The organism is Psychrobacter proteolyticus (assembly GCF_038155145.1).
Lineage (GTDB): Bacteria > Pseudomonadota > Gammaproteobacteria > Pseudomonadales > Moraxellaceae > Psychrobacter > Psychrobacter proteolyticus_B.
In genome coordinates this window covers 258,163-281,989 of record NZ_JBAKAY010000002.1, presented here as the reverse complement: position 1 = coordinate 281,989, position 23,827 = coordinate 258,163, and the positions used below count along the sequence as shown (strand labels likewise).

The following is a 23,827-nucleotide window of genomic DNA, read 5'->3' as shown; positions in this document are numbered from 1 at the left end:
AGATAGACTACCTGTTGGGCGCAGTACAAGTGCTACTCTACCTAGCATAGACAGTGTATTCATCATAAAGTATAACTTTACCAAGGATACGTGAGGTATTTATGAATAAAACAGCATCTCAAAGTCAGTCTAAGGATGGAAACCCAGACAAAGAAAAATCTGCAAATCAGAGTCAATCCATTAAAACAACCAGTACCGATACCACAAGTCCTCATTCAACGACAGTCACAGACGCCTTAAGAAAGGATACTTCAGAAAAACCTGAGAAAAAACCACAAAGTTTCGATGAATTGCAGATAAGTAAGGGTAAGTATCGCCCAGTGGCACAAGCTGTTGGCCATTGGCTTGATAACATCAACATGGATGCCCTCAATTATCTAAACGAACAAGCAGAAAATATCTTTTATCGTAAAGGGGTCACCTTTACCGTCTATAGCGACGCTAAAAACATCGAGCGTATGATTCCGTTTGATATCATTCCACGCATTATTGCCGCGAGCGAATGGAAACAAATAGAAGCAGGCTGTAAACAGCGCATCACCGCCCTCAATGCATTCTTGCACGATATCTATCATGACCAAGCGATTATGAAGGCCGACATCGTGCCTGCCAGCTATGTCTATGCCAGCGGCTGCTATGAGCCTTGGATGATGGGCATTGAGCTGGACAAACCTATCTATTCGCACATTAGCGGTATTGATTTGATTCGAGACGAGACAGGTAGATTTTGTGTGTTAGAGGATAACCTGCGTACCCCCTCAGGCGTCTCATATATGCTTGAGAGTCGCAATATATCAGAGACATTATTAGCTGATATATTTTCTGACACGCCTATTATGGGTATTAGTGATTATCCTAACCGACTCAAAGCCTGTCTTGCCAGCTCAACATCCAAATATGATCCACAAGTCGTCATTTTAACGCCAGGTCGTTTTAATAGTGCCTATTATGAGCATGCCTTCTTAGCACATGAGATGAATGTGCCACTCGTCCATGGTTATGATTTGGTCGTTGAGGACAGCAAAGTCTATATGCAAGGCATTCGCGGCAAGGTACAAGTCGATGTAATCTACCGCCGCATTGATGATCCCTATATTGATCCGTTAGCCTTTAAATCTGACTCCATATTGGGTGTGTCAGGGCTCATGAGTGCTTATCGTGCTGGTAACGTGGTGATTGTTAACGCCCCAGGTACGGGCGTGGCCGATGATAAGAGCCTCTATCCTTTTGTACCAGATATGATTAAATTCTACTTAAATGAAGAGCCCATCCTACCTAATATCGAGACATACCAGTGCCGTAAGCCCGACGATCTCAAATATGTGCTCGACAATCTAGACAAGCTAGTGGTAAAAGAAACACAGGGCTCAGGCGGCTACGGGATGCTTATTGGTCCAACATCAACCAAAAAAGAAATCGAAGAATATCGCCTGCGCTTGCTTGAAAACCCAGCCGGCTTTATTGCCCAGCCGACTATCTCATTATCTACCAATCCTACTGCCGTAAGCGATGGTATCGCACCGCGTCATATTGACTTGCGTCCCTTTATCCTCAGTCATGGTGATGGCACAGTAGATATTGTTCCCGGTGGTCTGACACGAGTAGCCATGGTTGAAGGCTCTTTGGTCGTCAATTCATCACAAGGCGGTGGTATCAAAGACACTTGGATTATTGATGACAGTGATTTAGATAGCCAGCAAACCGACAAGTGCTCGCCTTTATCATCAGTAGGTGTCAATGCTTCAGGGCATGCGAACTACTATGATCGTGTCCAGCCCTTAGAAACAGGTTACGAGAGTTTAGATGATGCGCCCATGATACTGCTACTCTCTACCGCCAGTCACTTAATATGGCTAGGCCGATATAGTGAGCGTCTGTATTACTACGACGATGTGATGAAACAACTTATCAAAGGCGATCTCAAAAAATCACAGATTAGGCATTTAATCAGTCACCTAGGGTTTGCCGTTGATGGTGAAGTGTCACTGACCACCATGAAAGCACAAATGATGGCTGATTTGGAACAAAACATCATACCCAATATCGTGCAATCGATTGAGGACAATGTCCAAGAGGCCAAAGGTGTCATTGGTAAAGATACTGCTGAGTTATATAACTTGATCAAGCGTTTATCAAGTGCTGGTACGTACCGAGCAGCGACTTTGCAGCTACACGCGTGTAACGCTGCGATGAAACAAGAAAATCCAACTGTGACTTGCTTCTGGCAATTAGGGCGTCACTTTGAGCAGCTTGAGCGTGCCGTCTTGTTGGGAGAGGATTCAACAGAGATCAGTTTTGAATTCAGACATTGGATTAATGAATTGCCGGAGAACACGCGCTGGCGTGAGCTTATCCGCTTGACCAACCAGATGATCAGGTCAAAGAAATTTAGTGATTTTGCGCTGATTAGCAAAGAGTTCAATCTCATATTGCGTCAAGGTGTATAGAAGGTGTCTAGCCAAAAACCAATAACAATGGCTCATGAGACATATGGAATAAACAGAAAATAGGAAAATGCCATGAAACTTCAAATCAGTCACCAAACCAACTATTATTACGATGAGCTGGCGCAGCGCAGTGTACAGTACATACGCATGACCCCCATGCAAATGCCGCACCAAACCATTCATAAATGGGATGTGATGCTCCCTAAAGTGGCGACCAACCAACAGGACGGCTTTGGTAATGCATGGCTCACGCTCAGTCGTAACGAGGCACATAACAACTTACAAATGCAGGCGTCGGGTGTCGTTGAGATCAACACCGAAACCGAACGACTAGAGGATATGGATCATGTCCCCTACCTGCTATTTACCGTACAAACCCCATTGACCAAATGCTCACAAGAGATGCGAGAATTTGCAGCGCCATATCTAAAAACCCCTACTCATGACAGCCTAAAGGCGATGGCAAATGCCCTGATTATGAAAATGCCTTTTGTTAAAGACGTCACGCATGTGGGCACGACCGCTGCCGAGGCGTTTGCGACAAGTGCAGGTGTGTGCCAAGACCATACGCATGTATTTTTAAGTATCTTGCGTGATCAACAGATTCCAGCGCGTTATGTGTCCGGTTATCTGTATGACGATACCGAAAATCACATGGCCAGTCACGCATGGGCTGAGGTTTGGCTGGATGGTTACTGGTATACTTTTGATATCTCAAATCAGGCATTTACCCCAAACTCACATGTGTATGTGGCTATTGGGCGAGATTATCTAGATACCGCGCCTGTTCGCGGCGTACGTATGGGCGGCGGTTACGAAAATCTTTACAGTTTGGTATTAGTCAAAAAGCTATCATAGCGTTTGCTATTTTTTATTACGTTTATTCATCAAGGGTATTTTATGACTTATTGTGCTGCCATTCGTCTAAAAGACGGTATGGTCTTTGCCAGTGACACGCGCACTAATGCCGGTGTTGATCACATATCGACATTCAGAAAGTTATATCAATACGGCGTTGAGGGCGAGCGCTTTATGGTGCTACAGACAGCTGGCAGCTTAGCGACATCGCAGGCAGTGTTCAATAAACTACAAAGCGACATTGACCAGCGTGCTGAGAGTAACCTCAATACAGTAGCGACGTTGTTTGATGCCGCGCAAATGGTTGGCGAATGTATGCGTGATGTTATGAACCATGCAAAAGCAGTCGCTAACTCTAGTCGTGATGGTGCCTTTACCAGCTCGTTTATGCTTGGTGGTCAAATCAAAGGACAGCCACCTGAGTTATACCTGATTTATCCTGAAGGCAATTGCATCAAAGCCACTGAAGATACGCCCTTTTTTCAGTTAGGCGAAAGCAAATATGGCAAACCTATTTTGGATCGCTCTGTCAGCTATAACACGGATGTAAGGCACGCGGCACGTGCATTGATGCTGTCATTTGATTCCACGATTCACTCAAATCTATCAGTCGGTATGCCGATAGATTTTGTACTTTATGACAATGACAGCCTAGCTCTGCCAAACGGCCGACGTATTGATGAGCGTGACGAGTACTTTAATACGATTCGTCATCAATGGTCAGATGCGTTACGTCGCACTTTGGTTGAATTGCCTAAATGTCCTGATGGTTATTGGGGATAAATAGTTCCGTATAAAATCATATTTTTGTACTAAAAAGCCCTTTGTGATAGACAAAGGGCTTTTTTATTATCAACTAATAATCAGGCAATAAAAAACCGGAATAGCGCTGAATAAACAGCCCTAATCCAGTTTTGCTTTAAAGGCCTTGAATGCCATCATAATGATGTCACACTCAATTGTTGTGTAATCTACCTCATGACCTGGTACATGGAAGACTCACTGGACTGCACCTAGATAAAGGCCCTAGTGCATTAGCTCAATCACGATTGCGTGATTGCGCCAGCGAGCTAATGACACTAGGGCCTTTATCTAGGTATTAGCAGGACTGAAACAGTCTTCCTTGGGTAAAATGTAATGGCTTGACTCGTGGACGACGCAACGTCGCCCCTCACCGTAAACGGTGAAACGCTAAATCTCACAACTCGTTAAGTTTGCCTCATAATAGTTGTTATTGTCAATATATAATTGCAAATAAAATTATGCGCGACGCTATATGTCGCAGCCCATATATTTCCTTACAAAAGTCCTTGATATTTTCTGTGAAACGCGCTTTTATGGTGCTACAAAATTACGCGCACTGAAAAAATAAAAATTAAGGCAAATTGCTATGAGTCTGTCATTTTCACAAATTCAGCAAGCTTGGCAAGCCCAAGATCCAAGTTTGGTCGATAAATTATGTACATTGGCAACTCAAGCTGATGCGTTTCCCGAGACGCCCATACCTGAGCATGAGCTTACTTTCGATCGGTTTTTAGATAAGATATTTAGTCATCAATTTCGGGAGCAACACCCCGAAGTACAGTTTGCAGAGCGCGTGGCAATGATTGCCAAACTGGAAGCAGACGAAGGCGTTTACCCTCTCCCAGATCGCTACAAAATTCACATAATACTGACCGCACTGTGGGAAGATGGCAGCGCGTATTCTAGAAATATTTTAAAACAAGCCATTACAGCTTTGCCAGTCAGCTACGGTGTGTGGAAGGGTTTAAAGCGTATTTATAAGCAAGCTGAATTTTCTCAAGATTATGAGGTTTTTGGACAAATAGCTGCCCAGATTGATTTACAGCGTTTCAATCAAACCGCCAACGCTGCGGTCAGCCTAGCTACTAAAACCTATATGAGCCTTAGAGCATGGCGTTATTTGCGCCAGCTAGGACAGCAAATGCCAATTGGCTACATTGATGCCGCCGTTTCTGTACTCGCCAGCTATGACGAAACCATGACGGCAGGCAGCCTTGAACAAACGAACAGCTGGGTGCTCAATCATATCTGTTTCCATAACAGTCTTGATTATGGCGTCAATCGATTCAGCAGTCGCTCACCTCGAAAGCTCTTTGATGCCAAAGGTCGCGCTTTCGCTGAGGCGTGGCAACGAGACCCTGAACCACTTATCCAACTATTGGCTATCGCCAAAAATGAGGCTGTCAGACAGTTCGCAACCGATAGCCTAAAACACGACTTTAAGACCCAATTACGTGATGTGAGTGGTGCGACGCTACAATATTTATCTGCCGGACAAGCGCATAGCAAAGCACGTGATGAGATGATTGTTTGGCTATTAGAAAACTCACCGCATTTTGAAAAGTCTAAATTTCAAACATTGGGCTTGCATCAAGTGGTGCTACAACTACTCCATTCACACTATCCTGCCGCCTATCAGTATGCGATTGGCTATGCCAAAAGCTACGCTCAGGACTTATCACTCACTGAGCTAATGCTACTGGCCATGTCAGATTATGAGCCTGTTAGAGCATTTGCCATTAACAATATCTTGAGTCGTGATCCTGTTGCTGATATTGGTGTCAACGGTTGGGGTCAGCTATTAGACACAGAGCATCACTATCAAACCGCGAGCAAGCAACTTAGCAAACACTTTACAAGGCGCGATTTAACCCCTGAGTGGTTTTTTGAACGATTGACTAGCGGAAGAACACACAGCGTAAAATTTGCGATAAAAAAACTGCCTGAGCTTTATAGTGCCAAAGAGCTAGGGACTGAATACTTTATTCGCGTTGCCCAGCAGTTAGATATACCAGAGCAACAGGACTTCGCTGCTAATAACGACAGCGACTGCATGGACTTTGCGTTGGACCAGCTCAGACGTTTGGATTTGAGCCAAGTAAATGCTACCGTGTGGCAAATGCTGCTATTACATCCACTGTCGCAATCCACTATTACCGATTGGTTTGATGAAGATGTACTGTCAGCAGCAACGCTTGATATGAGCTATTGGCATGCACTTGCCTATGAGCCTGATTGGCAAGTGAGTGAATATGTTGAACAACTAAAATCTGCTGACACTCCTATTAAAAACTGGCAAAAGCACTTGGCCTTTGATGAGTATTTAGCAGAAAACGTGAGGGATTGGCTGTCTGATGTGCGTCGGTTTGCACCGATAGATTTAGGTTTCGACTGGCTTATGAATCTTGCGCATAGCGAACAAGCACTCTATCGTGAATTTGCGATTGATCGCATTAACAAAGGGTTTTTGCCTGCTGACTTTATCGCATATCTTGACAGTAATGAAGGCGACTCTACTGACAACGCTTCCAGTAATGGCACTAACGATAAAGACTCGAATAGCGATGCTACTACTGAAGTAGATTTAACTGGCCAACGCTATTTATTCACGGGCAAGATGCAAAGCATGACTCGTGGCGAGGCCGAAAAAGTTGTGAAAGCGGCTAATGGTGCCATCAGTGGTGCTGTTAATGGCAAGTTAGATTACTTAGTCATCGGTGATGATGGTTCACCGTTATACGGTAATGGCCGTAAAGGTAGCAAGCAAGTTAAAGCCGAGAGCTTAATCGCCGATGGTGCTGCCCTAAAGATTATTTCCGAAACTGCCTTTTTGCAGATGCTGAGTGGTCAATCGAGAGAGGTGTCTGAAGACGATACTTTTGCAGGTGCCAATGCACTGTGGCATATGGCAACAGATGACGCTACTGCACCTATCAGCGAGCTTGCGATCAGCTACCTCAGTCATCATCATGAACAGATCTGTATGGCACTGACAGACAGACCAGTCGATCCCGATGCGATTATCCCTTCTTCATTCTTTGATGCGGAGCGCGTCATTCCTTTACTGCAACACCGTAACAGCCAGCTGCGAGAATTTGGCTTATTACTGAGTGAGTATGAGATGGCGACGTGGCAACCAACGCCAGCCCTATGGCTGATGATGGCAGAATCTCCCTATACGGATATCACTCAACTGCTGAAGCGTGCGCTATTGGACAAGCCATCCGTTGCCAATCGACGTTACCACGTTCAGTCAGCACAATTGAATGTTGGCATGTTGAATGCTTTGATTGAAAGCAAAGCGCGAGTCGCTCGCCAAATCGGTATCACTCTACTACAGCGTCACGCCAATTTCCAAGATGTGCAGTCTTTATATCGATTGACCCAAAGCACAGACCGCGAAGTACGTTATGCTGCCGTGACCATGCTATGGAAACACTACAAGGCGCATCACGTCTCTCCAAACTGGCAGCCAACCAGTAGCGATAGTAAAGATAAAGATGCTGCACGAGATAAAGGCAGCAGTACTCAACCACTCATAACAGAGCAGTCAGATAAACGTTTGGCAAGCTTGCCTGCAGAGGTCGATCAGCTACTAATGCTACTACGTCGTGGTCTATTCGAGTTACCACCTGGTCGTCTAGGCGGTTCCCAAGAGCCCAATGTTAGTGACAGCAGTAAGCATAAACAACAACGCTACTCAGGTAAAAACTCAGCATCATCACAGTCATACGAAGCAGCTGAGTCAGATAGCAATATCACGCTAAAACCCATATCTGCGAGTCGTGCCAAACTGGCATTGATTGAGACTTTTCGTGATGTGGCATTGGCTGACAGCACCTTTGCGGCGCTCATTATGCCTACGCTATTTACCTTTACGCACTCGGCAGGCAAGATGGAGCGTCATGCGTGTTTGGTTGCTGTCACACGGTTATTGCATCGCTATCCTGAGCTATCCAAAAACCTGCAGCCAGTGGCATCGGCTTGAGGGCTTTGGCAAACAGATATAGATAAAAGATACTTAAAAAAATATGACGTCACCTCAACTGAGATAACACCATGAAAACAATAACACTCCCTTATTGGGGTCAAATTATTGGCTTAGTCAGTAAGGCCAACAGCACCCAAGCGGCAACTCAAAAGACAACCAAGCAAGATGGGCGCAGTCTTTTTATTACTCGCCAGCAGCAAGCAGCTGCCACGGTCTTATACGTCCTTGATCAACAAGGTGAGCAATTTAGCTTATCGACAACTGCGCTGCCTTGTGCGATGCAAGCCATCACCAAAATAGATGACAGCACTATTGTGATGATTGGTGATGATGGTCATCTTTACCAAACGGATTGGCAAGCAAAGAAAGTTAAGAAAACCAGTGCTAAATCCTTGCTTGATGCACCTGAAAGTAATAACAATGATATAGGCCGTGCTGTAGCAATGGCACCACTACAAGATGCATTGGCTATCTTATATCCGAAACACATCGTGGTATGGCCTTATCAGGACAGTCAAGCCAGCAGTACTGTCATCATTGAGCCTTATTCGTCTTCTATAGCAGCATCAAGTAAAGAATCCGCATTAACAGCGCTAGCAACCTCAAACGATGGCTCGTGGTTAGTCGTGGCAGATAAAACGGGAGATGTTAGTAGCTATCAATGGACGTCAGATAGTGCCCAACTCAATCTAAGTAGTCGCAAACAGCTCCACCAAGGTAAAGTAAACGCGCTGTGTTTTGAGCCGGTCGGTCAGTACTTCTTCTCAGCAGGCGCAGATAAGTGCTTATACCGTACTCATGTCCAAGGCGATCTACACCCTGTTGATAGAGCCAAGTCTAGCCAACACAGTGAAATGATCACGGCGCTTTGTGTCTCAGATACTCGATTATTTACCGCAGCAGATGACAAGAGCGTCAAATCATGGGCATTTGATAAAGGTCAGCCAAACAGCTGTAAAGAGGATCTAACCAAGGCTCGACAGATCGTCTTATCTTCTTACGCTGAACAACCAACGCTCATCGTCGTCAGTGCCGATCAGAGCTTACGTTTCATACCTATTGACCATACTCAAAGCACGTCACAGAATAGCACCTCACAAAATAGTACGGCAAAAAATAGTAAGCTGCTCCCAGTCACTTATATTATCAAAGACGGTTATCAGAGAATCAGCAAGCTACTTACCGATACGTCAAACAATAATGATGTGTCGTTTAAAGAAGGTCTAGCGCTGCTACAGGCGCAAGCAGATAACCAAACGTTAGAGCTGGTTAAAAAATTAATTGCTGATAGCGACACGCTCACGGCCAACCAAGCATTGCAATTGGTACAGTGGGTTGCTACTACTAATCTTGATAAAACTGCACAGGTTTTAGAGCAGCAACTAAGCTCGGCTCACAGTGCAACAGTACGTCTGGCTGCTTTTCATGCCTTGGCCGACCGCGCAAGTACGGCGAAGCGCCCACTGCATTATCTAGAAGAAGCCTTTAAAAACCGTTACTACGAAGAAGTGGTGGCCTCTGCGTTACAAGGTTACCTAAAGGTCGCGATGAAGGATGCCACCAGCCAGCGTCGCATCTTACCTATTTTAAGAGACGCGTTGTCACACAGTTTTGCGAATATTCGAAAACAAGCATTGGCCTCACTTGAGACACTGTTGCCAGAGAACAGTCCGCAAGCAGATTTGATGGCATTAGACTGCAATCAGTCAGACATTGTCCAATCAGGGTTAATTCGTCTGTATCAGCGCGGTATGCTAAATCACCTTGAAGTCTCACGTCAATTGATGCTGCTACAGAATCATCGTAATACAGAGATTAGGCAAACAGCGTTTTACGTCTCATTGCTGTCTCAGCCTAAATTGATAGAGGCATTGAAACAGCAAGGTGACACGCAAACATTACGTACCCTGTCTGATTTTGATGACTTTCGCTTACTGCGCGGCACGCTACTAGATAATGCTAGCAGCACAACGGCAAATGATAATAGTGTTAAACCATCAGAATCCGATGAGGCGATCCGTTTAACCTTATCTACGCAAGATTTTATCTCGCAAGCAGATAATACCCAAGCATCTAAGTCTAAAAGTAAGGCTAAACCAGCAAAAGCCAAAAAGTCTGCTACTGAATCTATAAATCTAGGCAATGACACGTTAGAGCCCTTATTACAAAGCTTAAGCAATAGTCACGAAGATATCAGTTTCCGAGCGGCTTATGCGCTGGCTTGCCTACAAGACAAACGTGCGTTTGGCACCCTGATTAGTCTGATGAGCCATGAAGACAGTGCCATCATCCGTGCTGGTGTCGCCACCGCGCTTGGTCATTTAAATATAGAAGACGCCAAAGCAGTCCTACCGACATTACTAGATGATAAGGACGCTGGTGTGCGCCAAGTGGCTATGCAAGCCTATGGCAAATTGGCAGACAATGTATTGTCTTGGGCAGCGACAGGTTTTGCTTCTAAACATCAAGACATTCATGAGCAGTCTTTAGCGCTGTTTTTAAAGCATGTTGCAGCAGATAGCTCAAATAGTGGTGACAAAAGCACTCAGATGTCGTCAGAGATGACAGACATATTGCTACAGGCATTGAACAACCCTTTTACCAGTATTCGGCTAGAAGTGGTTAAAGTTCTATTAAACCGCCAATTCGAGCAGTCATCTGATAGCGCTATCGTTGACATCATTGAGCTATTGCAGCAAAGCCTTTTTGAAGATGTACATCAAGTGGCTATAGAAGAATGGCAACGACTGTTGCTAGCGATGAATTCGAAGCATAAAACAAATAAAGTTGAAGAAACTGATAGTCAAAAGACCAATCAAGCCGTCTTAACCTTGTTTTTTGCAGATACGTTTGCCGCTATCCGTAAGCAAGCCTTTGACATCGCACTTAAGCAAAACAAGCATTTGGGGTTTGCTGACGTCATGCTAAGCGCGCTTGCCAGCCCTTATGCTGATACCAAGCAACTGGCCCTTACGACAGTGCAAGCCAAATCCAATACGACTCAGCTGACACAACTGATGCCAGCTCTCGTGGCCATGTTCGCTGATGACAGTATTGAGCTGCGTAAGCAAGCATTAACCGTTGCTTTGGCGCTGACAGACTTACAGCCTACTATTTTAGCGGATCACAGTAGCCTAGATGATAGTAGCGCCGATGATCAATCAAATCATCACGAAGCATTGATTACCGCAGCCTTAAACAGCCCTTATCCTGATATTCAGCTAACAGTCGCTAAACTACTGGCCAGTCAATCACGCCTATATGCTGACGAAGAACAGGCACAGCGGAGTGATGAACAAGCGTATCAAGTCTTTAAGCACTACTTAGAGTTGCCTATGCCCTCTCAAGGCAAGAAAAGTGATAGCTATACCCAGTGGCACAATCATGTAAGCCAAGCACTGTTTGGTTTGTCTAAGCTGGCATACCCATCAAAGCATGATGCGTTAGGTTGGTATGCTAAATATCTACACCACTCTGATGCTGATTTTAAACCTCTTGCACCAAAGATTACGCAGATAGTTTCTTTCGAGGACATTGATCTACTGGTGAAATGGCAAAAAGATGAGCGCGACATTATCAATCAATCAGCCAGTTTGTGTTTGGCTATTTTGGGTGATGCTCGCGGGCAGTACTTCCTTACTCATAACATGAGAGACAATACAGACAATCTTAGTACGCTTGTTGCACCGATGACGCCTACGCATTGGCTACAAGCGCAGCACGGTTTAGGTATTACACATGCACGGCAATTACAGCCTTTGTTTGAGTCAGAGTCCTATGCAGTATCAGCCAGACTGTTATTGATATTTAATGACTTACAGAATGGCTGGCACGATAACAGGCCAACTCCTGAAAAGACCGCTACTAGCACTGGTCGACCCAACCGACTGATAGAAGCCCTAAGCTTTGCCGATAATGACACGGCAGTAGTCTACGCCAACATACTCGCTCGTTACCCGAATGACGTACAACACCTTAATAACCAGTCAGCACTATCATCAGCATGGCAGTATTTGAGTGATTACTTGTCACGTCAATTAGGCAGTATTTTATCTTCTCACTCTGAAGTCATTACGATGACGATAGATGCCATGCCAAACACGGCAGATAAAGGTGGTGCTAAAGGACAGTCGAATAATACGGCCTCTATCCGAGCAAGTATTCTAACGACGGTGAGTACCGAAAACTTACAACAGCTCGCCAACCTCAGTCGACATCAGCAGCCATTGGTACGCGCGCAAGCCATTAGTGTCATTTGTAATTTATCTGAATTACTCGCTCATGACTATTATGACGATGAGGACGATGTTTTTGAGACATTACAAAAATGGCAACGCAGTTTGCAGGCATTGCTAAGTGCTCACCCCGTATCAGCCTCCATTCGGGATGCAGGTGACTCTCCTACTGACAAACAAGACAGTTCTGAGGTGCATTATCCATACCAGTCCCTTGCCTTTGGCGCTTGGATTGGCGTTATACGCGCAGGCGATGATTATTATGCTAATAGCAGCACCACAGACCAAGCCATTCGAGGGCTAATGTGGCTTGCTACTCAATCATCGCAGCTTGACACTAATAACAACACTAATAACAATGAGGACTGGCGAGACAGTACCAGTCGCGTGTTGTTACCATTACTCAACCACAGTAGTTTTGATACTCGTGAGCTGGCTTGGGAATGTTTATATAAGCTAAACATGCCTGCCAAAAAGCTGGCTGACTATGCCATGAGCACGCCCTACCGTGATATGGTCAAACGCGGCTTGGATCTATTGTTAGATACCGCAAATAACAATGCCGTACAGCAGCAAAGCAAACCATCGGATACAGCGACTGTCAGTAGTAGCGCTGATCAACAACTCATTGATTTATTAAAAACCAATAATCACACCTTAGCAGAAGAGACCTATCAGCTGCTAAAAGGCCGACTAGGCCATCTTCCTGCTAGCTTACTTGGGCTACAGACTTATTGTCAGTCGCTACTGCCTCAGATCGTTGCTGAATGGAAACAAGTCATCGTCACGCCCTTTGCAAACAGTCAATCGCCGTCAGTGCAGCGCCAAGACAAACTGACGTTTTTGCTGCACGCTGTGAAGAGTGATGATTGGAATGCAAAATATCAAGCACTGAGTCAACTGATCGAGTTTCATGACGTACTCTTTGCGGACAGCACACTATTTGATAGCTTGTTTGATTTTGCTGAAGACGCTCAGGCCAGTAATGAGAAATACCGTAGCTGGCAGCTGCTTGTCGATGCACTCACGTCGTACCAATTCATCAATAAGAACACTTTAGAGGGTCATTTAAAGAATGGTTTGGAGAGCAGCTTTGATATTGCTACTGCTGAACAAGTTGCTAATGAAGCGCACTTACGATTATTAGCCTTACTTGATGACCCACATATCAACAAACCCAAACAGTTTATTTATAGTGATATTGCTGACCTACGTAACACGAATCTCGTGGCGCCATTACTACAGCGTTTAGAAAGTCTGTTTGAGCACACGCCGCAAAAAAATAAAGAAGAGCGTAAATATTTATTTGATACCTTAGTAAAAATCAGCGGTTACGATCAAAACATCGATGATTATTTGGACGAGCGTGAAGACACGCGCTGGTTACAACGTCAGCACCCTAGAGACTCGCAAATCTTGTTGTCACTGTTTACTACGCTTATGACTCATAGTGATTATGCGCTTGCCGCGCAGCTATTACCGTCACTGGCATGGGCAAAATCGGATGACAGTGATTTCTCCTCGCGCATTGATAGCGCTTTAGCATTAGCCTACGAGCAGATGCCAGCTAAGCATACTTTTAAATTGGTCGAGGCACTGGCATATCGGGCCAAAAGACGACACGGCAGCATTGCTTCATTACAAAATGCCCTGCGTAATAAAGACGCCGATGTGCAATTTGCCGCGGCTGAAGGACTGGCTAAGTGTGGTCACGCTGATGGGGTCAATATCTTGATGGCCACGATCGATTATAACCCTGATGCTGAGTTCCGCAGCTGCAGTGTGTTAGCCATTGGCGAGCTACTAGGCAGCAATAACAATCAAAATGCTGACTCGCCTAATGCTAGCTCGCCTGCGGACAACGCTGCTAAAAACTTACAGGTTCATACCTTATACAAAGCCTATGATAAGTTAATCAAACTGGCCGAGGACAACGAGCACTACTTACAAGACGTGGCCAGTGAAGCTTTAGGTCGCCTTGCACAAGGTGGTGACTTTGAGCATAGTCCGCATATTTTTGAGCTATTAAAATCGCACTTGTCAGACCCCGCAGTCCATTTCACCAATCCCGCCATTGTCCATTGGTTAAATGGACTGCGCTGGCTGAACACAACGCCGGCTTGGGAACAAATCCGCAGCTATATACGCCTTCATCTTGATAAAGCCATATTTTTCCGTCCGCAAAGGCATGCGGTATGGCTACTGCAGATGAATAATAACGATGCCAATAAAGCATTAATATTAGATATCTTAAAGCAAAACAACCTAGATCATGCTGTGCTTATGGTGGCTTATACTGCGGCACAGAAAACCTGGGGTAGTCTCGCGTCGCAGATTTATCCTTATGATTGGGCAGCTATCCAAAGCCATAATGATGACTTTGTAGAAGAGACGGAGCATTTGAGTCTAAAGCGTATCATTGATAATAGCAGCATCGATGAGCTGGCAGCATTTATCACCCAGCATGGCGCGCACTTGCCAGCCGATACCTTGATGGCACTGCAAAATGCCATTATGGCCAAGCAAGACATGCCAACATCACAGCTTACCGCGTTGATTACCAGTAGTAATTCCCTGACACAGCATATTGGACTGTGCTATCTGACCCAATATCCGACCAACTATCTTGATAAAGAGATGGTTGCGACGTTGCAGCAGCGTTTTGACACTGCAAGCGAGCAATGGCATACGCTTATCGACACCATCAGCCGCAGTCCAACTACTATCAGCAATAGTCAGTGGATTAGCATGGTTGAGCAAGTGGGTGGCACCATCAGACAACTGGTTTGGCTAATCATGCGTCATGTGTCCATCAAAACTACCAAAGGCGCTGTCGATAAAGCGGCTACTAAGCAAATCGAGGCAATGCTTGATTGGCTCAATGATGCTCGTCAACCATTGACCATCACTTCTATTCCACTGCTTTCTACGACTGTTAGCGGTTGGTGGCAGCAAGCGCTATTGGCACTACTGGCCAGACCAGTCGCTGAAGATAAGGTGTTATCAAATATAGTGCCAACATTGAGCAGCGTATCAACTACGGTTCAACCACCGCTCACTTATGATAACCAAACCTTACTATCAACGCTACTAACTCGTATTGAACAAAGCGGTACATCTACCCAAAAATCCATAATAACGGTAGTAAAGAATGCGCTGAAGCATAAGGGCTCGTCTACCGAGATACCAATCAATCAACAGCTGCTACAATGGATCAGAGCAAAAGACGCTGATGCACTTTATTATTGTGCAAGTAATGACAACGTAGAGATGACGGTTCGTATCCGTGCTATCGAAGCGCTTGGACAGCTACATGATCCAAATATTGAACAATGGCTGACGACGCTCATGGCACATGAAAATTCAGACATTCAGAAGCTTGCTTATAAAGTACTACGCCGCTGGCAACGTGCCATGATACGAGCACAGCAAAAGCGTCCGTTCGCATATAGTCAGGACAGCAGTCAAAAAAGCAATCAGGGTGAAGGAGACAGTCAATGACTATAGACAATCAATTAGACCAAGCATCAGAAACAGAATCAGAAGTAGTGGCAAACACTGATGGCCTGATGATGCAGTTAGACTACGCCGCACCTAGCCAAATCAGTCAAGTTAACGAATCGTCAGACTCACTGTCGGAGGCGCAAACGACCGAACATACTCAGCATGTGGCACTATTTGCTCAGTTGAATCGATCGGAGGTTAACTTCCACGGTAAGGTCAAGTCTCCCCTTGTCTTTCGTGACAGTTTGCTAGCCCTATTTGATGTGGTCAGTAGTGATTATCGCTATGTGCCAAAAGACCGCTCAGCGTACACGGTATTTATGCAGATGCGCCGTGCCAGCAGCAATAAAAACCTATTTACTGCGCAGCGTGATTATTTCACGTGGCTATTCGATAACGACCCGCTCGCCTTTTGTATTTTGGACCCGATTATTCAGGTGCATGAGCAAGGTGTTAGCTTTGAGGTATTTAGCCGTGATGAAGGCTGCTATGCTCAACTGACATTGACCAATGAGATTTTTGAGAAAAGTGCCGAAGCTACCCTTGGCACTACGAGTATTGATTATAGTACGGCCTTATTTAACGGTATTGAGAAAATACGAGATCATCAACAAACGATACTAGATATCGGTCATGAAGCGGTCGGCTTACAATTGCTCGAAGCCAAACCAGAAACAGCTGAAGCAGATACTGATAGTACAGTAACCAAGCCCACAGTAAAAAAACAGATCATAGAAAAGCGCATCAACGTGCCCAAAAGCTGGATCAGAGCGCTGCTACAAGTACAGTCTGCAGGTCAATTACCACAAGACACCATCCATCTCGATCCAATCGCACTATACAACGTGCTATTTGAGCTGCGTATGCATGCTGATATCAAAGGCAAACGCCGTGGATTATTAATTGAGCTTAGACCTCAGCAGCTGCCGGTGATTATATTAGAGCCTTTTAACATCACTGTTACTAGCCAAGTCAGCCAACAGCAAAAGCCCTATCAAGGTCAACAAGCAAAGCTGATTCGCTTATGGGGTCGCCGTCGTCTCAGCCTATTAAAACGCCTGTTGCCACATACTGATAGCGTTTCGGTATCGCTACTGGGGCAAGGCATGCCAAGCTATTGGACACTAAAAGGCAAAGGCTTTCATTTCACCTTTGCCATGACAGGCTTTAGCCAAGCCAATTGGTCACAGTCATTAAACTTTGACTTGTTACTGCCAAAGCGCCCATTACACAATACATTAGCTGCTAGTGAAGGGTTATCAGACAGTAGTAAAGCAACCTTAGATGATAGTAATAATGATAATAACGATGAGCATAATGGCTTGTCTGTATTGATTAAAACACTGGCAAATACTCCTAGTACAATAGAAGATTTGGTAAAGTCGCTATCAGCAGATGCTTCATTAACGTCTGTGCCTGTTTCTCGCCAACAAATCCAGCAATGGTTACTGTCAGGTACTCAGCAAGGCTTAATTCGCTATGAGATGGCGAGGCAGCTGTATCACTACAGACCTTTGACGCAGACACCGCTTGATATGGCGCAGTTTGCTTACCACAATGAAGCAGAAAAACATGCCTTTGATTTGATTGGCCGTACGGATGCCGTGCAGAAATTCTCTGTTGAGACTGTTGCCGTCAAAGGTATTACCATTCGTGCAGATATTCATGTCGAAGAAGACAGACGCACTTATCACAGCCAGCTACAATTAGGCGATGAAGGGCTAGTCACCAAGGCGGAATGCAGCTGTCCGCAGTACTTGCAGCACCGGCTCACACAAGGCGTGTGCGCGCATCTTATCGCGCTACGACTTAGATATAATCAATACGACCCAAATAACACGGGTAATGACAGCTGGCATGACACTCGTGTCTTGAGTAAACGTGTACCGAGTAAGCGCTTTAATCAACTCAAGAATAAACCAGAAAGCATACAAGTAAAAACAGCCAATAGCTCGTTGATGACATTACCTGTTGCACCAACGCTTGATTTAACAGCCTTAGCACAACCAGCCGCCCAGTCACATGCAACTGCAAGCAATAAGACACAAGAGACCGCTATTGCTTATGTTTACATTACCATTGCCCATAAGAAGATCACCATTGAACAAACAATAGGTGACAAGGATACGCGCCAGCAGCTGGTGTTCAATCAGCCTGCCCAAGCCAAAGCCGCATTTTTACAACATATTGCCAGATTTGAAGCCAAAGGCTTTATCGAAAACCAAGGGATGTAATGTATGACCACACAAACAGCCAACAATAACGATTACATCAGCCCTGAGCCAGCACCCACTCCTTTTGAGCGTCAGTGGCAGCAACTATGGCAAGATATTGAGCTGGCGGGCGGACGTTACCAATATGTTCAGCAGCAGCTAGTCAGTCAAGGCTTTATGGTCAATCGTCAACCTGTCGACAATATGAGCCCGAAAGAACGTGAACGCTATAAGAAAGCCTTAAAAAGGGAAGCAGCTGAAGGAAAAAGTCTCAAAAAGGCTGCTTGGCAAGCATACAAAGCGCATCACATGGTTTATCTTGGTCGTCATGTATATTGGACGGACGATACCAGTACCGATAAATGGGATATCAAAGACGCGGCCAATCGGCTGATTGAAAACAAACTGCCACTGCTGCGTAAACATAATGAGTTAGCAGAAGCGGTTAATCTCACCATACCGCAGTTAAAAGGATTGTGCTATCAAAGAGAGGTCGCCACCAATCTGTCTTATTCGCATTTCACTATTGCCAAACGCAATGGAGCAGCGCGTCAAATATGGTCGCCGATACCACGTTTGAAGTTTGTGCAACGCTGGATTTTGCACAATATTTTGAATAACTTAACGACGCATGGTGCCGCCCATGGCTTTGTACGCGGTAAATCTATCGTGACCAATGCAGCCGTACACAGCAACAGTGAGCTGCTTATTAAGCTTGATGTTAAAGACTTCTTTCCTAGCGTGAGCTGGCGCCGTGTCAAAGGAGTATTCCGTCATGCTGGCTACCCAGAGCAAATTGCCACATTATTGGCATTATTGTGTACGGAGTCGCCCCGACAAGTGGTGCAGCAAGATGGCGTTACCTACTATGTAGCATTAGGCGATAGAGCCTTGCCACAAGGTGCGCCTACCAGTCCTGCATTAACGAACATTGTTTGCTTAAATCTGGATCGACGCTTGACAGGATTGGCAGAAAAGTTGGGCCTACGTTATAGCCGTTATGCCGACGACTTGACCTTTAGTGTGCCCGCTATTGAAGACACCAAACCCAAATCGAAGGCTAAAACAACGATTAAAGCCATGACTAGCACCGCAAAGAAACAAACCGATACGCAGCATAATAAGCTAATCGGGCAACTGCTCGGCTCAGTCCATAAGATATTACGTGAAGAAGGTTTTGCATTAAATAATGATAAAACGCGCGTGATTCGTAAAGGCAATCAGCAACAAGTGACAGGCATGGTGGTCAATGGTAGCGGCGTGCCAAGGGTATCTCGTCAGATTAAGCGCATGTTACGAGCAGCTGTTCATAACCTAGAGTCAGGCGGTACATTACGCGCTGATGAGACTTTAAATACGCTGTCAGGATATGCCGCTTGGATAGCCTCGGCAGAGCCAGAGCTAGGACACAGTTACCTGACTAGGATTGAGCGTTTGCAAGTGCAGCAAGAGACATCTGCATAAATATTTATTTATATTTATAAAAAAATGAGTATTAGAAAAATTCTATTTCTAATACTCGTTTTTACATCAGTAACATGTACTGATGTAAAGACACTGATATAAATATACTGCTATCACACCAATAAGAACGGTGCAGTACGGCTGTCTTTTGATTGGGCAACGTCATATGGCGTACCTTGTGCGACAATCATCCCGCCCGCTTCCCCTGCTCCTGGCCCAATATCAATGAGCCAATCGCTGTTGCTCGCCACTTGCATGTCATGTTCAACCATGATGACGGTATTGCCCGCATCGACAAGACCGTTTAACTGAGTCATGAGCATAGATACATCAGAAGGGTGCAAGCCTGTGGTTGGCTCATCCAATATATATAGCGTGTCGCCTCGCTGCGTGCGTTGCAGTTCAGTGGCAAGCTTAATACGCTGTGCCTCACCGCCTGATAATTCGGTGGCAGGCTGACCCAAACGTAAGTAGCCAAGTCCAACCTGTAGTAATGCTTCTAATGCACGCAAAATAGGCGCTTCATCAACAAAAAACTCATGTGCCGCTTCAACTGTTAAATTCAAAACTTCAGCGATGTTTTTGTCTTGATAAGTGATTGCTAGCGTATCCTCGTCATAGCGTTGACCATGACAAACCTGACAAGGCGCATAGACGCTTGGCAAAAATAACAGCTCAACACTGACAAACCCTAACCCTTCGCAATTTGGGCAACGACCTTTGGTCGTATTAAATGAGAACCTGCCAGCATCATAGCCATGAGATTTTGCTTGCTTAGTGGCTGCAAACAGTTTGCGCACATCGTCAAACAGACCCGTATAGGTTGCCAAATTAGATCGCGGTGTACGACCAATTGCTTTTTGATTAATATTAATGAGACGACGGACGTGCTCCATGCCAGCGACGATTTCACCACCAGTTACTGACTCAAGCTCCTGCTCAAGTAAGTCCGCCTCACCGACAGGCGCTTCTGTAACTGTCTTCTGCCCCAACGCTTCATTGATAAGCTCTACCAACGCTTGGCTGACAAGGCTTGATTTGCCTGAGCCTGAGACCCCTGTGACGCTGGTCATGACCCCAAGCGGAAACTCAACATCTAATCCTGTAATATTATTTCGCTCAATGTTGGCAAGCTTAAGCCACTCTATCGGCTGCCTTGTATTAGATTTTGACTGTGCGTTAGACGTAGTATTGGCAAATAGATATTGACCAGTATGCGACTGTTCAACTTTACGAAGTCCATCTACAGGGCCACTATAGACAATCTCGCCACCATGCGTGCCTGCCTTTGGCCCGACATCGACTATCCAATCAGCATGTCTGATGACACTAACATCATGCTCAACAACAAACACAGAATTACCAGCGGCGATTAGCTCATCCAGTGCACCTAGTAGTGCCTGAGTATCAGCAGGGTGCAGACCTGCTGATGGCTCATCAAGGACATAGACTACGCCAAATAGCTGCGAGCGAATTTGAGTGGCTAATCGTAATCGTTGTAGTTCACCAGGAGAGAGTGTCGGTGTGGTACGCTCAAGTGAGAGATAGCCTAACCCTAATCTTGTCAGCGCTTCAACACGAGAGAGAATATCACTGGCGATACGCTGGGCAACGATGGCTTTTTCACGGTTTGGTGTGTTATCGGCTACCTTGGTACGAGCGGTTGTTTCTAATTTTTCTGCCATTTCAGTCAGTGTTAACTGTGACAGTTCACCGATATCCAATCCTGCAAACTTAACCGATAGCGATTCTTTCTTTAGTTTTTTACCATGACATTCTGGGCACTCAGATATCTGCATAAACTGCGAGACGCGTTTTTTAGTACGCGGGCTCTGAGTGGTAGCAAAAGAGTGCAAAATGAAGTTTTTAGCACTGGTAAAAGTACCCATGTAGTTTGGTTTTTCGCCTTTTTCTATCGCATCACGCGTTTGCTCAATGTTGTATTCAGGATAGACAGGCACTGTTGGCGTATCATCCGTAAACAAAATCCAATCACGCGTTTTTTTCGGCAATGTATGCCATGGTTTATCAATATCATAGCCCAATGTAGTCAATATACGGCTGAGGTTTTGACCTTGCCATGCTGGTGGCCATGCTGCAATCGCACGCTCACGGATGGTCTTGGTATTGTCTGGTACCAGCAGCTCTTCAGTGACCTCAAATATGCGGCCGATACCTGAACAAGTCGGACAAGCGCCATCTGGGGTGTTGGGGGAGAATGCGTCAGCGTATAGAATCTCTTGATCAGCGGGATACTCTCCTGCGCGTGAGTACAACATACGCAGACCATTGGATATCGTCGTTACGCTACCCACGGACGAGCGCACTGAAGGTGTACCCCGCTTCTGCTGCAAGGCGACTGCTGGTGGCAATCCTTCTATAGAATCAACGTCTGGCTCATCGACCTGATCGATCAAGCGTCTAGCATAAGGCGATACAGAATCAAGATAACGGCGTTGTGACTCGGCAAACAACGTACCAAATGCTAATGACGACTTCCCTGAGCCGGAGATACCGGTGAAGACCACTAGTGCATTGCGAGGCAAATCAACATCAACGTTCTTTAAGTTATGTACACGCGCGCCTCTGACCTGAATATTGTCTTGATTAGGGTTATAAAGGGCATTTCTCACTGTGTTTGTTTTACTTGTTTTTTCTTCTAATTTTTTTGGGTTTTTCATAGTGCTACTGTTCCTATTAAGTCGCTGTTTATTCCTGACATGCCTATTTGTCTTTATCCAATTAGCAGAAAGGTTAACACGTACTCATGCGTGGCCATGGCTAGGCTTACGTATCAATAGCATAGATAGACAAAACGATAACTCAAGTCACCCAATCATTAATAATAAAAAACCCGCATCAAGGCGGGTTTCGTTTAGCAAGAAATGCTATTAAGTTGCTAAGAAGCTGACAACTTAGGTATTAAGACACAACCAAGCGCATCAATTGGGTGCTGATATAACCACCAAATGTCCCTACTGCGTAACCTAAAATACCCAAAAACACGCCTACTGGCGCTAGCGACGGATGAAAGGCAGTAGCGACAATCGGGGCTGACGATGCACCGCCTGTATTGGCATTAGAGCCAACTGCCAAAAAGAAAAACGGTGCTCGAATGAGTCGAGCGACAGCAAATATGATAACGACATGGATGCTCATCCATAGTAAACCGATAAGCAGCAAACGCCACTGTGAGACGATACCTGCCAGATTGATTTGCATACCGATTGCGGCGATTAATACAAAGATAAATACCGTGCCGATTTTTGATGCGCCAACATGATCAAGCCTACGTATCTTAGTAAACGAAAATATAACACCTATTACCGTAATAATTACCACCATCCAAAAGAACGAGCTGGCAAAGCTATATTGAACGGCCCAACTATAAGGGGCAAAGAACTCTGCAATCTGGCCACCGACAAAGTGCGCAACGCCGACCATGGCAAAGCATAAACCAAACATCACCATCAAATCATTGATGGTTGCTGGGCGGGCATGATCACGTTCATAGCTTTCGACGGCTTTGACTACTTTATCAATGCTACTGGTATCAGCGCGCAAAAAACGGTCTATCTTATCGCTGTGTTTAGCCATTACCAAAATAGCCAGCAGCCACAGTGAGGCATTGGTCGTATCGACCAAAATCATCATACCAAACAAATCATCACTGACCCCAAACAGCTCCTTCATCGCTGCTTGGTTGGCCGCGCCGCCTATCCAGCTGCCCGCTACGGCCGAGAACCCACGCCATAACGTATCATCGGTAAACATCGCAGGTGATATCCACTTAGCCACGCCTAAACTGATCGGACCACTGATGACGATAGCAATACTGGCAGCAAAAAACATCGCGATCGCTTTCCAGCCTAAGCCCAATATTTTAGGTACATCCATGGATAAGGTCATTAATAGCAAACTTGCTGGCAGTAAGTAAGTTGCAGTAAAGCCATAAATCTGCGAACCAATACCATCGGCAAACACGCCTAAGCTATTCAAAGTGGCTGGTATAAAGCAGCAAAGCACAATACCAGGCAGTACGGCATAAAATCGACGCCAAAACTTACCCGGTAAGCCTTGGGTATAAAAAACCAGACTAATAATGGCCATGATAATGCCAAAGGCTAATGGCAAATTATCAATCGCTAAGTTTGAGGTGGCAGGCATCAAGGCGCTCCAAGAGTGACAACGGGCAAAAGTAAATCAGTATAGACAAGGCAAAAAACTCCTGCAAGCAGCCATCGACTATTAGCTAGGATTTGCCGAGTAGTATTTGACAGGATAAATAGCAAGGTGACGGCTAGACACGTA

General features: G+C 45.3%; 9 protein-coding genes. 7 read left to right on the top strand and 2 right to left on the bottom strand.

The window, feature by feature from the left end:
* The first annotated feature begins 101 nt into the window (after positions 1-101).
* From V6252_RS13855 to V6252_RS03575, 7 genes are all read left to right on the top strand, one after another.
* Positions 102-2,447, top strand: a complete 2,346-nt coding sequence (locus V6252_RS13855; protein WP_425355844.1) for a circularly permuted type 2 ATP-grasp protein — start codon at positions 102-104, stop codon at positions 2,445-2,447.
* A gap of 72 nt (positions 2,448-2,519) precedes the next feature.
* Positions 2,520-3,305, top strand: a complete 786-nt coding sequence (locus V6252_RS03600) for a transglutaminase family protein (RefSeq protein WP_341609307.1) — start codon at positions 2,520-2,522, stop codon at positions 3,303-3,305.
* 42 nt (positions 3,306-3,347) lie between these two features.
* On the top strand, positions 3,348-4,088 hold the full coding sequence (locus V6252_RS03595; RefSeq protein WP_201570928.1) for a peptidase: 741 nt from the start codon (positions 3,348-3,350) through the stop codon (positions 4,086-4,088).
* Between the two features lie 607 nt (positions 4,089-4,695).
* Positions 4,696-8,097, top strand: a complete 3,402-nt coding sequence (locus V6252_RS03590) for a BRCT domain-containing protein (RefSeq protein ID WP_341609306.1) — start codon at positions 4,696-4,698, stop codon at positions 8,095-8,097.
* A 71-nt stretch (positions 8,098-8,168) separates the two neighbouring features.
* Positions 8,169-15,836, top strand: a complete 7,668-nt coding sequence (locus tag V6252_RS03585; RefSeq protein WP_341609305.1) for a HEAT repeat domain-containing protein — start codon at positions 8,169-8,171, stop codon at positions 15,834-15,836.
* Positions 15,833-18,073 (top strand): hypothetical protein, encoded by a 2,241-nt coding sequence (locus V6252_RS03580; protein ID WP_341609304.1) that lies wholly within the window; start codon positions 15,833-15,835, stop codon positions 18,071-18,073. The genes V6252_RS03585 and V6252_RS03580 overlap by 4 nt, the downstream gene beginning before the upstream one ends.
* A 3-nt stretch (positions 18,074-18,076) precedes the next feature.
* On the top strand, positions 18,077-19,516 hold the full coding sequence (locus V6252_RS03575) for a reverse transcriptase family protein (RefSeq protein WP_341609303.1): 1,440 nt from the start codon (positions 18,077-18,079) through the stop codon (positions 19,514-19,516).
* 113 nt (positions 19,517-19,629) lie between these two features.
* On the opposite strand, the gene uvrA is transcribed toward V6252_RS03575, so the two are convergent.
* Together uvrA and V6252_RS03565 are read right to left on the bottom strand one after the other, a co-directional pair.
* Positions 19,630-22,197, bottom strand: a complete 2,568-nt coding sequence (gene uvrA, locus V6252_RS03570; protein WP_341609302.1) for an excinuclease ABC subunit UvrA — start codon at positions 22,195-22,197, stop codon at positions 19,630-19,632.
* Between the two features lie 241 nt (positions 22,198-22,438).
* Positions 22,439-23,683, bottom strand: a complete 1,245-nt coding sequence (locus tag V6252_RS03565; protein WP_341609301.1) for a DUF819 domain-containing protein — start codon at positions 23,681-23,683, stop codon at positions 22,439-22,441.
* Between the last annotated feature and the right edge of the window lie 144 nt (positions 23,684-23,827).